Annotated in this window: 13 protein-coding genes; 9 read left to right on the top strand and 4 right to left on the bottom strand. The window is 66.8% G+C overall.

Features of this window, described 5'->3' with window-relative positions; genetic code table 11:
• Window positions 1-19 precede the first annotated feature (19 nt).
• The 4 genes from QRN67_RS16665 to QRN67_RS16650 form a co-directional block, all read right to left on the bottom strand.
• Complete coding sequence (locus QRN67_RS16665) at window positions 20-1150, bottom strand: 2-aminoethylphosphonate--pyruvate transaminase (RefSeq protein ID WP_106937995.1); 1131 nt, start codon at window positions 1148-1150, stop codon at window positions 20-22.
• A 52-nt stretch (window positions 1151-1202) separates the two neighbouring features.
• Window positions 1203-2957 (bottom strand): putative 2-aminoethylphosphonate ABC transporter permease subunit, encoded by a 1755-nt coding sequence (locus tag QRN67_RS16660; RefSeq protein WP_106937994.1) that lies wholly within the window; start codon window positions 2955-2957, stop codon window positions 1203-1205.
• Entirely contained in the window at window positions 2954-4096 is a 1143-nt protein-coding gene (locus QRN67_RS16655; protein ID WP_285412723.1) for a putative 2-aminoethylphosphonate ABC transporter ATP-binding protein, read from the bottom strand. The genes QRN67_RS16660 and QRN67_RS16655 overlap by 4 nt, the downstream gene beginning before the upstream one ends.
• Before the next feature lie 127 nt (window positions 4097-4223).
• Complete coding sequence (locus QRN67_RS16650) at window positions 4224-5264, bottom strand: putative 2-aminoethylphosphonate ABC transporter substrate-binding protein (RefSeq protein WP_285412722.1); 1041 nt, start codon at window positions 5262-5264, stop codon at window positions 4224-4226.
• A 160-nt stretch (window positions 5265-5424) separates the two neighbouring features.
• On the opposite strand from QRN67_RS16650, the gene QRN67_RS16645 reads away from it, so the two are divergent.
• From QRN67_RS16645 to QRN67_RS16605, 9 genes are all read left to right on the top strand, one after another.
• Complete coding sequence (locus tag QRN67_RS16645; protein ID WP_285412720.1) at window positions 5425-6153, top strand: phosphonate utilization associated transcriptional regulator; 729 nt, start codon at window positions 5425-5427, stop codon at window positions 6151-6153.
• A gap of 1 nt (window position 6154) precedes the next feature.
• Window positions 6155-7381 carry a phosphonoacetate hydrolase gene (gene phnA, locus QRN67_RS16640; protein WP_106937990.1) on the top strand — a complete coding sequence of 409 codons (1227 nt, stop codon included), beginning with the start codon at window positions 6155-6157 and terminating at the stop codon, window positions 7379-7381.
• A 14-nt stretch (window positions 7382-7395) separates the two neighbouring features.
• Entirely contained in the window at window positions 7396-8844 is a 1449-nt protein-coding gene (phnY, locus tag QRN67_RS16635) for a phosphonoacetaldehyde dehydrogenase (RefSeq protein ID WP_285412718.1), read from the top strand.
• 6 nt (window positions 8845-8850) lie between these two features.
• Window positions 8851-9417 carry a phosphonate degradation HD-domain oxygenase gene (locus QRN67_RS16630; protein WP_285412717.1) on the top strand — a complete coding sequence of 189 codons (567 nt, stop codon included), beginning with the start codon at window positions 8851-8853 and terminating at the stop codon, window positions 9415-9417.
• Window positions 9414-9863, top strand: a complete 450-nt coding sequence (locus tag QRN67_RS16625) for a GNAT family N-acetyltransferase (RefSeq protein WP_285412716.1) — start codon at window positions 9414-9416, stop codon at window positions 9861-9863. The genes QRN67_RS16630 and QRN67_RS16625 overlap by 4 nt, the downstream gene beginning before the upstream one ends.
• A gap of 17 nt (window positions 9864-9880) precedes the next feature.
• Window positions 9881-11269, top strand: coding sequence for an FAD-dependent oxidoreductase (locus QRN67_RS16620; protein WP_285412715.1), 1389 nt, complete (start codon window positions 9881-9883; stop codon window positions 11267-11269).
• 118 nt (window positions 11270-11387) lie between these two features.
• The gene (locus QRN67_RS16615) at window positions 11388-11852 is read left to right on the top strand and encodes a hypothetical protein (RefSeq protein ID WP_285412714.1); all 465 of its coding nucleotides are present in this window, start codon (window positions 11388-11390) and stop codon (window positions 11850-11852) included.
• A 54-nt stretch (window positions 11853-11906) separates the two neighbouring features.
• Complete coding sequence (locus tag QRN67_RS16610) at window positions 11907-12932, top strand: phosphotransferase enzyme family protein (RefSeq protein ID WP_285412713.1); 1026 nt, start codon at window positions 11907-11909, stop codon at window positions 12930-12932.
• A gap of 26 nt (window positions 12933-12958) precedes the next feature.
• Complete coding sequence (locus tag QRN67_RS16605) at window positions 12959-13840, top strand: DMT family transporter (protein WP_285412712.1); 882 nt, start codon at window positions 12959-12961, stop codon at window positions 13838-13840.
• Window positions 13841-13880 lie beyond the last annotated feature (40 nt).

Genomic DNA, 13880 nt, shown 5'->3' with positions numbered 1-13880 from the left:
CTGCGCGGCGTCTGCTCGCTCACGCCGCCACCACGCCCTCGCCTTGCCGGATGCCCATCGCCTTGAGCGTCTGCCCGATCGCTTCCACCGCACCCGGAATGCCCGCTTCGCCGAAGTGGCCCATGCAGCCGACGCGGAAGGTCTCGACCTGGGTCAGCTTGCCCGGGTAGAGGATGTAGCCGCGCTTCTTCACCTCCTGGTAGAAGGTCTTGAAGTCGTAGTTCGCGTCGTCGGGCGCATGGAACGTGACGATGATCGGCGCCTGGATCGATTGATCGAGAAAACTGCGCAGCCCGAGCGCGGCCAGGCCGTCGACCAGCGCCTTGCAATTCCGCGCGTAGCGCCCGCCCCGGGCCGCGAGGCCGCCCTCCTCGATGTACTGCGCGATCGCTTCGTCGAGCGCGGCGACCACGTGCGTGGGCGGCGTGAAGCGCCACTGCGTGGTCTTCTCCATGTACACCCACTGGTCGTACAGGTCCATGCTCAGCGAGTGGCAGTTGCCTTCGCACTTCTCGAGCGTGCTGCGCCTGACGACCACGAAGCCCATGCCCGGAACACCTTCCAGGCACTTGCCGGAGGCCGCGATCACCGCATCGAAAGGCGTCTTGCGCGCATCGATCTCGATGGCACCGAAGGAGCTCATGGCGTCGATGATCAGGCCGCACCCGTGCCTGGCCGCCATGAGCGCGATTTCATGCAGCGGATTGAGCACGCCGGCCCCTGTCTCGCAGTGCACCACCGCCACGTGCGTGATGCTCGGGTCGGCGGCAAGGGCGCGCTCCACGTCGTCGGGCTGCACCTGCCGGTCCTCGGTGTAGTCGATGGTCGTGACCTTGCGCCCGAGCACCCGGCAGATCCGGGCAAGGCGCTGGCAGTAGGCGCCGTTGCTCGGAACCAGCACATGCCCATCGCGCGGCACCAGCGTGCCGACGGCCGCCTCGACCGAGAAGGTGCCGCTGCCCTGCATCGGAACGCATTCGTGCGTGCCCTTGCCGTGCACGATGTCGAGCACTCGCTCGCGGATGCGCGCGGTGATCTTGTTGAAGTCGCTGTCCCACGATCCCCAGTCGCGCAGCATGGCGTTGCGGGTGCGGTCCGAGGTGGTGAGCGGGCCCGGCGTGAGAAGGATGGGGCTGGTGATCGAACTCATCGTGATATCTCCGTACAGGTGAAGAGCGGGAAGGTCGAGGGGGAACGCGATCTCAGGTGCGCCCCAGCAGGCGCCAGGCCTGCGTGCGCGTCAGCAGCACGCGCGTGAGCAGCGAATAAACGATGCACACGACGACGGAGGTGACGACGATCAGGCTGGCCAGGGCGGCCGCGGGGCCGATGTCCCCCGCGTCGTCCATGTGCATGATCGCGACCGAAGCCAGGATGGTGTCGGGCGTGTAGAGGAAGATGGCGCAAGACAGGCTCGCCATCGACACCACGAAGAAGTAGCGCCCGATGTCCAGGATCGCGGGCAGGCACACCGGCACCGTCACGCGGAAGAAGGTCTTGATGAACGGGACCTTGAGCGAGGCCGACACGGCCTCGAATTCGTTGTCGATCTGCTTGAGCGCGGTAACGGCCGTGAGATGGCTCGAGGTGTAGTAGTGCACGATCATCGAGACGACCAGGATCGTCATCGTCTGATAGAGAAAGCCCAGCGGGTTGGCCGGATGGTTGAAGAACATCACATAGCCCAGGCCGAGCACCAGCCCCGGCACCGCCATCGACAGCACCGCCATCATGTGCATCGTGGGCCGCATCATTCCCAGATTGCGCGTCTTCTCGATCAGATAGGCCCCCACGAAAACGATGAAGGAACCGGCCACGGCCGTGACCGCGGCGACGGCGAGGCTGTTGGTGTAGGCGGCCGCCATGTCGCTTTCGAGCAGCGCGAAGCGATAGTGCTTCAGCGTGAAAGAAAGGTCGTAGGGCCAGAGCGTGATCAGGGAGGTGTAGACCGCCATGCCGATGATCGCCAGCAACAGCGCGCATACCGTCGCGCAGAACATGAGCAGCAGCGTGTCGGCCACCTTGCGCGGTTTCGGGCTGTAGGGCACCGAGCGGGCAGTGAGCTGTGCCTTGAGCTTGCGGCGCACCACGTAGTCGATCACGAAGGAGACGATTGAAGGCACCAGCAGCAGCATCCCGACCACCGCGCCGATCGAGAAGTTGTGCTGACCCACCACCTGCTTGAACACGTCGACCGACAGCACGTTGAAATTGCCGCCGATCACCTTGGGCGCGCCAAAGTCGCTCACCACGTAGGTAAAGACCACCGTCGACGCGCTGATCAGGCCGTACTTGCAGGAAGGCAGCGTGATCGTCATGAACTGGCGCATCGGCCTGGTGCGCAGCGCCTTGGCCGCCTCGTACAGCCGACCGTCGGTGAGCGACATGGCGGTCACGAGGATCATCAGCGCGTGCGGAAAGGTGTTGTAGACCTCGGACAGGATGATGCCGGGCGCCCCGTAGATCGAGACGCCGCCGAGCAGGAACTTGAGCGCGCCCTGATTGCCGAACCACTGCACGAACGAGATGGCCGACAGCAGCGACGGCGCCAGCAGCGGGATGAGCGCGATCAGCCGGAAAACGGCCTTGAGCCCGGCCGGCATGCAGCTGCGCGTGAGCGCGTAGGCAAATACGAAGGCCGCGGGCACCGAGATCGCGACGACCGCGGCCGCGACCCACACCGAGTTCCAGACCGCGCGCAGCAGGCTGGGCGTCTGGAAGTAGGTGATGAAATGCGCGAGGCCAACGAAGCGGCCGTCCTTGTCCTGCACCGCGTGCGCCAGGATGGTCACCAGCGGCGCGACCAGGAACACGAACAGCATGGCCATCACCGCAAGCAGCACGCCGCGCGCGATGATCTCGTCACGGCTCCAGCGCATGCCGGTGCGACGGTAGGCTGCGGGCGGTGTCATGGCGGGCGCGCCGGGCGCGGGTGGAGTGTGCGCCAGCGTGTTCATGCGACCGTCCGGGCGGCCGGTGCCGCGAAGGCGCGGATGCGGTTGGCCCGCAGCGCGATCTCGATGGTGTTGCCCTCGCGGATGTCGAGGTCGTGCAGCTGGTTGAGCGAGAAGTGCAGCCCCAGCGTCTGGCCGTGCAGCGCCTGCGCCGTGACTTCCGCGATGCACAGGCCGCCCAGGAACTCGACCTTGCTCACCAGCACGCTCATGCGGTTGGCGGTGTCTTCTCGCAGGTTCTCCGCCATGCGGTCTTCGGGCCTCAGATAGAGGTTGACCGCGTCGCCCGGCGCGAAGGCACCGTCGCAGGCATCGCACTGCAGCTCCAGGTCGCCGACCTTGAAGCGCTGCTGGCCCAGCGCCACCGCGCGCAGCACGTTGACCTTGCCCACGAAGTCGGCCACGAAGGGCGTGGCCGGCTGCTCGTAGATTTCCATCGGCGTGCCGACCTGCTCGATCACGCCGTGGTTCATGACCACGATGCGGTCGGCCATCGAGAGCGCCTCTTCCTGGTCGTGCGTGACCATGATGGTGGTGATGCCCACCTGCTTCTGCAGCCGGCGGATCTCGCCACGCAGGCGGATGCGCTCCAGCGCGTCGAGCGCCGACAGCGGCTCGTCCAGCAGCAGCAGACCCGGCCGCGTGGCCAGCGCGCGCGCCAGGGCCACGCGCTGCTGCTGGCCGCCCGAGAGCTGGCTGGGGTACTTGTGCGCGGAGGTCGGCAAGCCGACCAGCGTGAGCAATTCACTGACGCGCGCCTTGATCTGTGCTCTGCGCGCGCGCGAATTGACCAGCCCGTAGCCCACGTTGTCGGCGATCGTGAGGTTGGGAAAGAGGGCGTAAGACTGGAACACGATGCCGTAGTCGCGCCGCTCGGGCGGCAGCCACGAGACGTCTTTGCCGTTCTGCAGGATCTGCCCCGAGGTCTGCGTCTCCAGCCCCGCGATGATCCGCAGCAGCGTGGTCTTGCCGCAGCCCGAGGGCCCGAGAAAGCACAGCATCTCGCCCGGGTTCACGCGCAGGTGGATGTCGCGCAGCGCGCTGAAGGACTCGAAGTCCTTGCGAACGCCCGCGATCTCCAGCGCGGCGCAAGCGCCCGCGGGCACCGGGCTGGCAATGAACTTGGTATCGGTCATATCCATTTTTCGCACTCGTCGTTGGCGTACGCCGCAGGGATGGGCGCCGCGGGTTGTGAGAAGGGCTGCGGGTGTCGCCCCGGCAGGGGGCGGTTGACGCGACAGAAGATGCGCGCAGCCCCGGGGGCGGGCCCTATTTCGGTTCGGCCTTGCCTTCGTAGCGCTTGCTCCACTCCGCGAGGATTCGCTCGCGGTTCTTGGCCGCCCAGTTCAGGTCGTTCCTGGCCAGCAGCTTCTCGTAGTTGTCGGGAATGCCTTCGAGCTTCGATGCCACACCGGGGTAGGCCACCACCGCCCACCATGTGGAGGTGATCTGGTTGGCCTCCTTGCTGGCCATCCAGTCGGCGAAGCGCTTGGCCTGGTCCATCTTCTTGCTCGTCTTCATGATGCTGGTGGCCTCGATGTCCCAGCCCAGGCCTTCCTTCGGGAAGATCAGGTCCACGGGCGCACCGGACTTCTTGACCTGGTGCGCACGGAATTCGAACGAGATGCCGATGGGAAACTCACCCGCGCCCGCCTGTTTGCAGGGCTTGGAGCCCGAGTGCACGTACTGGGCGATGTTCTGGTGCAGCGCGTCCATGTACTTCCAGCCCTCGGCATCGCCCATGTTCTGCAGCCAGGAGGACACGTCGAGGTAGCCGGTGCCGCTGGAGGCGGGGTGGGGCATGGTGATGGCGCCCTTGTAGACGGGCTTGGCCAGGTCCTGCCAGCTCTCGGGCTTGGGCAGGCCCAGCTTCTTGGCCTCCACGCGGTTGAAGCAGATGGTGGCGGCCCACACGTCCATGCCGACCCAGGACGGCGGGCGGGCGCTGTCCGAGTACGCGGGATTGAGCGCATTGAAGCCCTTGGGCTCATAGGCCTGGAGCATGCCCTCCTGGGCCAGCAGCGCGAGGCTGCTGGCGGCCAGGCCGGCGACCACGTCGGCCTGCGGGTTGGCCTTTTCGGCCAGCAGCTTGGCAGTGACGATGCCGGTGGAATCGCGCACCCATTTCACCTCGATGTCGGGATTGGCTTTTTCGAAGGCGTCCTTGTAGAGCTTCATCGCGTCGGTTTCGAGCGCCGTGTAGACCAGGAGCGAGGTCTTTTGCGCCCATGCGGCGCCGCTGGCCGCAAGGCCTAGCGCCGCCGCACACAGAACCGCCGTGAGACGGCGCGTGCTTAGTTTCATCGTCATCTGTTTCTCCTGAGGGCTTGCTGTCACTGGAAGAGGTGAGTGAGTGGCGGGCTCCGGCAAGGGCTGAACCAAGCGCCGGTGGGCAAAATGTAGATTGGTGATTGAAGACTGTCAATAAAAAATTGTTGACAGTTTTCAATCCATCGGGAAAATACGCCCCATGGTCACCAGCAATCACTCCGCCGCCCTCGCATTCCTCCAGTCCAGCTCGCTGCCGATGCTGATGCAGGAGGAGATCGAGCGTTTGATCATGACGGGCGAGCTCCCCGTCGGCAGCCGCATCAACGAAAGCGAGCTCTCGCAGCGCTTCAATACCAGCCGCGGCCCCATCCGCGAAGCGCTGCGCGCGCTGGAAGAAGCCGGCCTGGTGCGCAACGAAAAGAACCGCGGCGTCTTCGTGCGCGAGATCGCATTCGAGGAAGCCGACGAAATCTATGAATTGCGCGAGGCCCTGGAAGAAGTCATCGGCCGGCGCGTGGCGCTCGCCATCAAGCCCGATGGCATCGAGCGGCTGCGCGCCATGCTCGACGCGATGCGCTCGGCCGCCCAGGCGCAGGACGTGGAGCAGTACGCGCAGCTCAACCTGCAGTTCCACGAGATCCTGCTCGACACCGCGGGCAGCAAGAAGCTGACCGAAACCTACAAGCGCCTGGTCAAGGAACTCCACCTTTTCAGAATGCGCGCGCTCGACAGCGGCGGCGGCCTGCGGGTCTCGGCCGACGAGCATCGCGCCATCGTCGACGCCATTGCCAGCGGCAACCCCGACGTCGCCGGACAGGCGCTGCGCCAGCACGTCGCCGGCAGCCGCGCACGCATGCACAAGGCCTTCGGCCGCGCCGATTTCGCTCCCATTGCAGCCCCGAACAACCCACCCCAAAAGGAAGTCTGAAATGACACAGGAGACACTCGAAGTCAACGCCCGCAGCTACCGCTGGATGTCGCGCCCGGTCGTCGTGGTGTGCGTGGACGGCTGCGAGCCGGCGTACCTGGACGCGGCCATCGCCGCGGGCGTGGCCCCGTACTTCGACCGCATGAGGAAGTCCGGCGCCGACCTGCTGGCCGACTGCGTGGTGCCCTCGTTCACCAACCCGAACAACCTGTCCATCGTGACCGGCGCGCCGCCGGCGGTGCACGGCATCTGCGGCAACTACTTCTTCGACCGCGAACTCGGCCAGGAAGTCATGATGAATGACCCCAAGTACCTGCGCGCGGGCACCGTGCTCGCCGCCTTTGCCGACGCAGGCGCCAAGGTCGCCGTGGTCACCGCCAAGGATAAGCTGCGCAAGCTCCTGGGCCACCGCATGAAGGGCATCTGCTTTTCCTCCGAGAAGTCCGACCAGGTCACGATGGAGGAGAACGGCATCGACAACGTGCTCGACATGGTCGGCATGCCCGTGCCCTCGGTCTACAGCGCCGAACTGTCGGAGTTCGTGTTCGCCGCCGGCGTGAAGCTGATGGCGTCGCGTCGCCCCGACCTGATGTACCTCTCGACCACCGACTACGTGCAGCACAAGGCCGCACCGGGCAGCCCGGCGGCCAATGCCTTCTACGCCATGATGGACGGCTACCTGTCGCAGCTCGACGCCCTGGGCGCCACCATCGTCGTCACCGCCGACCACGGCATGAACGACAAGCACGACGCGCAAGGCGCGCCCAAGGTCATCTACCTGCAGGACGTGCTCGACGGCTGGTACGGCCAGGACGAGGCAAGGGTCATCCTGCCGATCACCGACCCGTACGTGGTGCACCACGGTGCCCTCGGCTCCTTCGCCACCGTGTATGTGCCCGCGCAGGCAAGCGTGCCAGGCTGGATCGAGCGCATCAAGGGCATTCCCGGCATGGAGCTGGTGCTCTCGCGCAAGGAAGCCGCCGAGCGATTCGAGCTGCCGCCGGACCGCATCGGCGACATCGTGGTCGTCAGCGAGCAGAGCACGGTCATCGGCACCTCGGCCAGCCGGCACGACCTGTCGGCCCTCGAAGTGCCGCTGCGCTCGCACGGCGGCGTCTCGGAGCAGCGCGTGCCGCTGATCTGCAACCGACCGGTCACCGGGATCGCCGCCGGGCGCCGGCTGCGCAACTTCGACGCGCTCGACCTCGCCTTGAACCACGCTCAGTAACTGCGGAGAACCTCATGAGCCAAGCCATGCTGAAGCCAGGCACCATCCACAAGGAAGCGCTGCGCATCGCCGGGGAAAAGGTCTATCGCGATCGCACGATCGAAGTCACCTACCCCTACACCGGCGAAGTGATCGCCACCGTGCCCAAGGCCTCGCTCGAGGACCTGCGGGTGGCCTACAGGATCGCGCGCGACTACAAGCCCACCCTCACGCGCTACGAGCGCTACAAGATCCTGATGCGCGCGGGGGAGATCATCGCCTCGCGCCTGGACGAGATCTCGCGCGTCATCACCATGGAGTCGGGCCTGTGCCGCAAGGACTCGCTGTACGAGGTGGGCCGCGCCTCCGATGTGCTGCTGTTCGCGGCCAACCAGGCCCTGGTGGACGACGGCCAGGTGTTCTCCTGCGACCTCACGCACCACGGCAAGAGCCGCAAGGTCTACACGCTGCGTGAGCCGCTGCAGGGCGCGATCACCGCCATCACGCCGTTCAACCATCCGTTGAACCAGGTGATCCACAAGGTGGCGCCGTCCGTCGCCACCAACAACCGCATGGTGCTCAAGCCCAGCGAGAAGACCCCGCTCACCGCCTTCATCCTGGCCGACATCCTGTACGAGGCGGGACTGCCGCCGCAGATGCTGTCGGTGATCACCGGCGACCCGCGCGAGATCGCCGACGAGATGCTCACGAGCGACGACGTCGACCTCGTCACCTTCACCGGCGGCGTGGCCATCGGCAAGTACATCGCGGGCAAGGCGGTCTACAAGCGGCAGATCCTGGAGCTGGGCGGCAACGATCCGATCATCGTGATGGAAGACGCCGACATCGAGGAGGCCGCGACGCTGGCGGCCAGCGGCTCCTACAAGAATTCGGGCCAGCGCTGCACCGCCATCAAGCGCATGCTGGTGCATGAGACGGTGGCCGACCGGTTCGTCGAACTGCTGGTGGCCAAGACCAGGGCCCTGAAGTACGGCGACCCGATGGATCCGGCCACCGACATGGGCACGGTGATCGACGAGGCGGCGGCGATCCAGTTCGAGTCGGTGGTCAACGAGGCCATCAAGGCGGGGGCGAGGCTGCTGTGCGGCAACGAGCGCCGCGGCGCGCTCTACTCGCCCACGGTGCTCGACCATGTGGACCCGCAGATGACGGTGGCCAAGCACGAGACCTTCGGGCCGGTGTCGCCGGTGATCCGGTTCAAGAACATCGAGGAGGCGATCCGCATCTCCAACGGCACGGCCTACGGCCTGTCCTCGGCGGTGTGCACCAACCGCATGGACTACATCACGCGCTTCATCCGCGAGCTGAACGTGGGCAGCGTCAATGTGCGCGAGGTGCCGGGCTACCGGCTGGAGCTCACACCCTTCGGCGGCATCAAGGACTCGGGCCTGGGCTACAAGGAAGGCGTCCTCGAGGCCATGAAGAGCTTCACCAACTGCAAGACCTATTCGCTGCCCTGGTAGACCACGATGAGCCTGAGCATTCCCGACATCGTCGGCCTGTTCGAAAGCAAGGGCGGCGCGCAGTACGACGGCGAGCCGGTCACGCAACTGGAGCATGCGCTGCAGTCGGCGCACCTGGCTGAGCAGGCGGGCGCCGGCAGCGAGCTGATCGCTGCCTCGCTGCTGCATGACCTGGGGCATCTGCTGCACGACTTCGGCGGCACGCCGACGCAGCAGGGACTGGACGACCTGCACCAGTACCGCTGCCTGCCATTTCTTCGCGCGTTGTTCGGCCCGGCCACGCTGGAGCCGATCCGCCTGCATGTGGATGCCAAGCGCTTCCTCTGCGCCAGGGAGCCCGGCTACCTCGAAGCGCTGTCGCCCGATTCGAAACGCAGCCTGCAGTTGCAGGGCGGCGTGTTCGACTCGGCGCAAGCCAGCGCTTTCGAGGCCCTGCCGCATGCAATGGATGCGGTCCGCCTCCGGCGCTGGGACGACCAGGCCAAGTGCGCCGATGCGAGCACGCCAGACCTGGCGTACTACGCGCGTCACCTGGCGATCGCGTCCAAACACGCTGCCGCGGCACAGGCATGAGCGCGGCGCCAACGGTCGCCCTGACCAGGCGCCGGGCAACGACGCAGGACATTCCCTTTTTGCTCGCGCTGCGGCAGCAGACGATGAACGGCCACGTCATTGCATCCGGTGCCGAGGTCAGCGACGCGCATCACATGGCGCGGCTGATGCATCGCTTCGAGTGCGCCGAGGTCCTGCTGCACGAGGGGATGCCGGTCGGCCTGCTCAAGGTGTCGCGCGATCCGCATGAGTGGGTCGTCATCCAGATCCAGCTGGCGCCCGTCTGCCAGGGTGGCGGCATCGGCACCGGGCTGCTGGCAGAGGTCGTCGACCAGGCCTCAAGCGCCGGCGTCGACCTCACGCTCAGCGTGCTGAAGGCGAATCCCGCGAAGTCGCTCTACGAGCGCTTCGGGTTCGTCGTCGAGCGCGAGTCCGAGTTTTCCTACGAAATGCGGCGCAAGCCCTGACAACCTGCGAGGCCGACATGCGCCCCTTCTGGATCGAACAGGCCCTTTTCAACGACGGTGATCTCGCCCCCGCGCTGCAGGGCATGCAGCGCGCCGACGTGTGCATCGTCGGCGGCGGCTTCACGGGCCTGTGGACCGCCATCCAGGCAAAACAGCGCAACCCCGCACTGGACATCGCGATCGTCGAGAGCGACCTCTGCGGCTCGGGCGCCAGCGGCCGCAACGGTGGCTGCCTGCTCACCTGGTCGGCCAAGTTCTTCACGCTGCGCCGGCTGTTCGGGGAAGCCGAGGCGATCCGCCTCGTGAGGGCCTCGGAAGCCGCGGTGCAGCACATCGCGGACTTCTGCCGCGCACAGGGCATCGATGCCGAGTTGCGGCAGGACGGCACGCTCTACACCGCCACCTCGCAGGCCCAGGTCGGCGCACTCGACCCGGTGATGAAGGGGCTGGAGGACTGCGGCATCCACTCCTACCACCACCTGCCGCCGGAAGAGGTGGCGCGCCGCTCGGGCTCCGCACGCAACCTCGCCGGCGTGTTCTCGCCCATCGCGGCGACCGTGCATCCGGGAAAGCTGGTGCGCGGGCTGCGCCGCGTGGCGCTGCGCATGGGCATCCGCATCTTCGAGCGCAGCCCGATGGTCGACTTCACGCAGGGCCATCCGGTCACGGTGCGAACACCTGCCGGCAGCATCGAAGCGCCGAAGCTGGTGCTCGCGATGAACGCCTGGATGGCCAGTGCCCTGCCCTGCTTCGAACGCAGCATCGCCATCGTCTCGAGCGACATGGTCATCACCGAGAAATGCCCCGACCTGCTTCGCGCGACCGGCCTCATCGACGGTGTGTCGGTGCTCGACTCGCGCACCTTCGTCTACTACTACCGCACCACCGTCGATGGGCGGCTGATGCTGGGCAAGGGCGGCAACACCTTCGCCTGGGGCGGGCGCATCGCGCCGGTGTTCGACCAGCGCTCGCCGTACGAGGCCGACCTGACGCGCGCGCTGGGCGACTTCTTTCCCTCGCTGCGCCAGGTGCCCGTGACCGCCAGCTGGAACGGCCCCTCGGACCGTTCGGTGACCGGCTTTCCTTTCTTCGGCAGGCTCAACGGCACGCCGCACATCTACTACGGCTTCGGCTATTCGGGCAACGGCGTAGGGCCCACCTACATGGGCGGGCAGATCCTGTCGTCGCTGCTGCTGGACGAGGACAACGCCTGGACGCGGAGCCCGCTGTTGCGGGGGCCGCTCGGGCTGTTTCCGCCGGAGCCGATCCGCTACATCGGCTCCATCGTCGTGCGCGACGCGATCCGCCGCAAGGAAGCGGCGGAAGACCGGGACGCCCGTCCGTGGATGGGCGACCGCCTGCTCAGCAAGTTCGCCAATGCGGCGGGCAAGTCGGACAAAGCCTGAGCCAACTGCGGCACTTCGGCGCGATGCCCGTCGACGGAGCCGCAGCCCCCGGTTGTGGCGTACGCTTCCGGTGCAGTCAGGCAAGCGCACTTCGCGCCCTCAACTCCGGAACAACAGCATGCAATCCCACCAGCTCGAAATCTTCGCGGACTACTTTCAGTTCTACCTGCAGGACGAAACGGCGCAGGGCGATCTGTCGGATGCCTGGGATGACCCGGCCGTGGAGCGCATGCTCGCCACCTCATCGGGCATGGTCGGCCTTGGCACCGTCCGCAACATGCGTGTGCCGGTGACGCTCGAGTTCCTGGACGCGGAGCCTGCGGATGACCTCGCCCCGTTCGATCATGTGGCCGAAGGTTCGCTGGTGATGGAGACCGGCCCATTGGTCGTGGCGGGCTGCACGGACTATCTTCCGGACGCGGCCCGCTTCGACATCGAGCCCGGCACCTACCGGGTGAGGCTGTCGTGTTCAGGCCTGAATTCCCTGTCGGAGGATGGGCTGCAGGGGCAGGACCGCTATCTCGTGCAGCTGTGGCAGGCGCCTCCGATCGACCCGCGCGTGCTCAAGCAGCATGCCGGCTAGCGCCTCGTCCGGATCCGCCGCCCGGGCGAGCGCGCCCTTGGCGGAAAATGGCTCATGCACGATGCCTGCCCCCACGACCCCGCTCTCGTTCCTACCCACACGACCGCGGCCCCATCGTCCGTCGCACACTGGGTCTCGCACCACCACGGCATCCCGGTGCAGCAGTGCCACCTGATTCGCCGCGGCCTGAATGACAACTACGCGCTGCTTTCGGCGGACGGCATCCGCTACGTGGCGCGCCTGTACTCGATCCGCCCGCGCGGCGGCTTCAATGCGCATTTCGAAATTGCGCTGCTGGCACACCTGCAGTCCAAAGGGGTCGGGGTTGCCGCGGCCGTGCCGGCGGCGGACGGGCGCGCCTGCGTACCGCTGCAATTCCCCGAAGGACCGCGCGCGCTGGCCCTGTTCCGGAATGCCGAAGGCGCGATTCCGGAGACGCTGGAAGAAATCGAGCTGACCGGGTGCATGCTGGCCCGCATCCACGGGGCGGCACGTGACTACGCCGGTCCACCCAGCCGCTACACGCTGGACGGCCACCACCTGGCCGGGCGGACCCTGGGCTACCTGCAGGTGTATCCGGAGATCGGCACGCAGCTGCTGCAGGCTTACCGCCTCCTGGTGCAGCGCCTGCTTGAAGAACTGGCCGAGGTCGAGCCCGGGCTGACGCGCGTCGTCTGCCACGGCGACACGCACGGCTTCAACAACCATGTGAACACCGACGCGGACGGCATCCGCAGGACGGTGTTCTTCGACTTCGACGATGCCGGCCCGGGCTTCCTGGCCTACGACCTCTGCGTGCTGCCCTGGTCGTATCTGTTTCGCAAGAACCTCAAGGCACCGGACGACGTGCTGCGCGAGCGCTGGATGCACTACCTGCGCGGATACCGCGCGGGCGGCGGCGAAGTCAGCGATCGCGACCTGGCGGCATTGCCGCTGTTCATGCAGCTTCGCCACCTGTGGAACCTTGGCGAGGCGGCCGGCCGGCTCAACCACTGGGGAACGAACTCGGTGCCCGTGGATTGGCTGCAAAAGCAAATGGAAATGTTCGAGGCGTGGGAAGGGCTGGACCTGCGGGTCTGACACCGCTGCCGCACGACAACCCGACCATGTACCCGACCGGAACCCTGCGCGGCATCGCCGCGATGCTGCTGGCTTGCGCCTTCTTTGCCTGCATGGACGCGCTGCTGAAGAACCTCGCCGGCCACTACCCGCCAGTGCAGGTGATGGCGCTGCGCGGTCTCACGGCCCTGCCCCTGGTGTGCCTGTACATCGCGTGGCGGCGCGAGGCGGCCGGCGTCTTCAACCGCCGGCTGCGTTGGCGCCTGCACCTGCTGCGCACCACGCTGAACATGGCGATGCTCACGCTCTTCGTCCACGGGCTGAAGACGCTGGGCCTGGCCGAGGCCTACACGCTCACCTTCATCGCTCCGCTGCTGATGGTGCTCATCGCCGTGCCGATGCTGGGCGAGTCGGTGCAGCCGCGGCACTGGACCGCCATCGGGCTGGGCTTCGCCGGTGTCGTGATCGCACTGCGGCCCGAGCAGGGCGCGTTTCTCTCGACGGGCGCCCTGGCGGTGCTGGTGGCCGCCGTCTGCTATGCGCTGTCGAACATGCTGGGCCGGCTCGTGAGCCGTACCGAGTCGAGCGCCGCGCTGGTCTTCTGGGCCACGGCAGGCATGGCCGTGGGCGGCAGCCTTTTGTCCGCACCGCAATGGGTGCCCATCCAGGCCGGGCACGCGTGGGTGCTCGCGGGTCTGGCCATCAGCGGCTTTCTGGGCCAGCTGGCCATCGCCGAGGCCTTCCGCCACGGCCAGGCCGCCGCCATCGCGCCCTTCGAATACAGCGCCCTCGCCTGGGGGTTGATGCTGGACTGGCTGTTCTGGCAGGCCGCGCCCGACGCATGGACGCTGGGCGGCGGCGCATTGATCATTGCGAGCGGCTTGTGGCTGGCGCGCAGCGAGGCAGCAAAGCGGCCGGCCCGGAGCTGATCTGCTGCTCGGCCTGATATATCAACGAGGAGCCGAAGGA

This window comes from Variovorax sp. efr-133-TYG-130, from assembly GCF_030208835.1.
Taxonomy (GTDB): Bacteria; Pseudomonadota; Gammaproteobacteria; order Burkholderiales; family Burkholderiaceae_C; genus Variovorax.
Note: the sequence above shows the minus strand (reverse complement) of the source record. Positions and strands in the feature narration are given on the sequence as shown.

Bases quoted from the DNA above. Each gene is read 5' to 3' on its own strand.
- QRN67_RS16665 (WP_106937995.1), bottom strand. From the start codon at position 1,150: ATGAGTTCGATCACCAGCCCCATCCTTCTCACGCCGGGCCCGCTCACC.
- QRN67_RS16660 (WP_106937994.1), bottom strand. From the start codon at position 2,957: ATGAACACGCTGGCGCACACTCCACCCGCGCCCGGCGCGCCCGCCATG.
- QRN67_RS16655 (WP_285412723.1), bottom strand. From the start codon at position 4,096: ATGGATATGACCGATACCAAGTTCATTGCCAGCCCGGTGCCCGCGGGC.
- QRN67_RS16650 (WP_285412722.1), bottom strand. From the start codon at position 5,264: ATGACGATGAAACTAAGCACGCGCCGTCTCACGGCGGTTCTGTGTGCG.
- QRN67_RS16645 (WP_285412720.1), top strand. From the start codon at position 5,425: ATGGTCACCAGCAATCACTCCGCCGCCCTCGCATTCCTCCAGTCCAGC.
- phnA (WP_106937990.1), top strand. From the start codon at position 6,155: ATGACACAGGAGACACTCGAAGTCAACGCCCGCAGCTACCGCTGGATG.
- phnY (WP_285412718.1), top strand. From the start codon at position 7,396: ATGAGCCAAGCCATGCTGAAGCCAGGCACCATCCACAAGGAAGCGCTG.
- QRN67_RS16630 (WP_285412717.1), top strand. From the start codon at position 8,851: ATGAGCCTGAGCATTCCCGACATCGTCGGCCTGTTCGAAAGCAAGGGC.
- QRN67_RS16625 (WP_285412716.1), top strand. From the start codon at position 9,414: ATGAGCGCGGCGCCAACGGTCGCCCTGACCAGGCGCCGGGCAACGACG.
- QRN67_RS16620 (WP_285412715.1), top strand. From the start codon at position 9,881: ATGCGCCCCTTCTGGATCGAACAGGCCCTTTTCAACGACGGTGATCTC.
- QRN67_RS16615 (WP_285412714.1), top strand. From the start codon at position 11,388: ATGCAATCCCACCAGCTCGAAATCTTCGCGGACTACTTTCAGTTCTAC.
- QRN67_RS16610 (WP_285412713.1), top strand. From the start codon at position 11,907: ATGCACGATGCCTGCCCCCACGACCCCGCTCTCGTTCCTACCCACACG.
- QRN67_RS16605 (WP_285412712.1), top strand. From the start codon at position 12,959: ATGTACCCGACCGGAACCCTGCGCGGCATCGCCGCGATGCTGCTGGCT.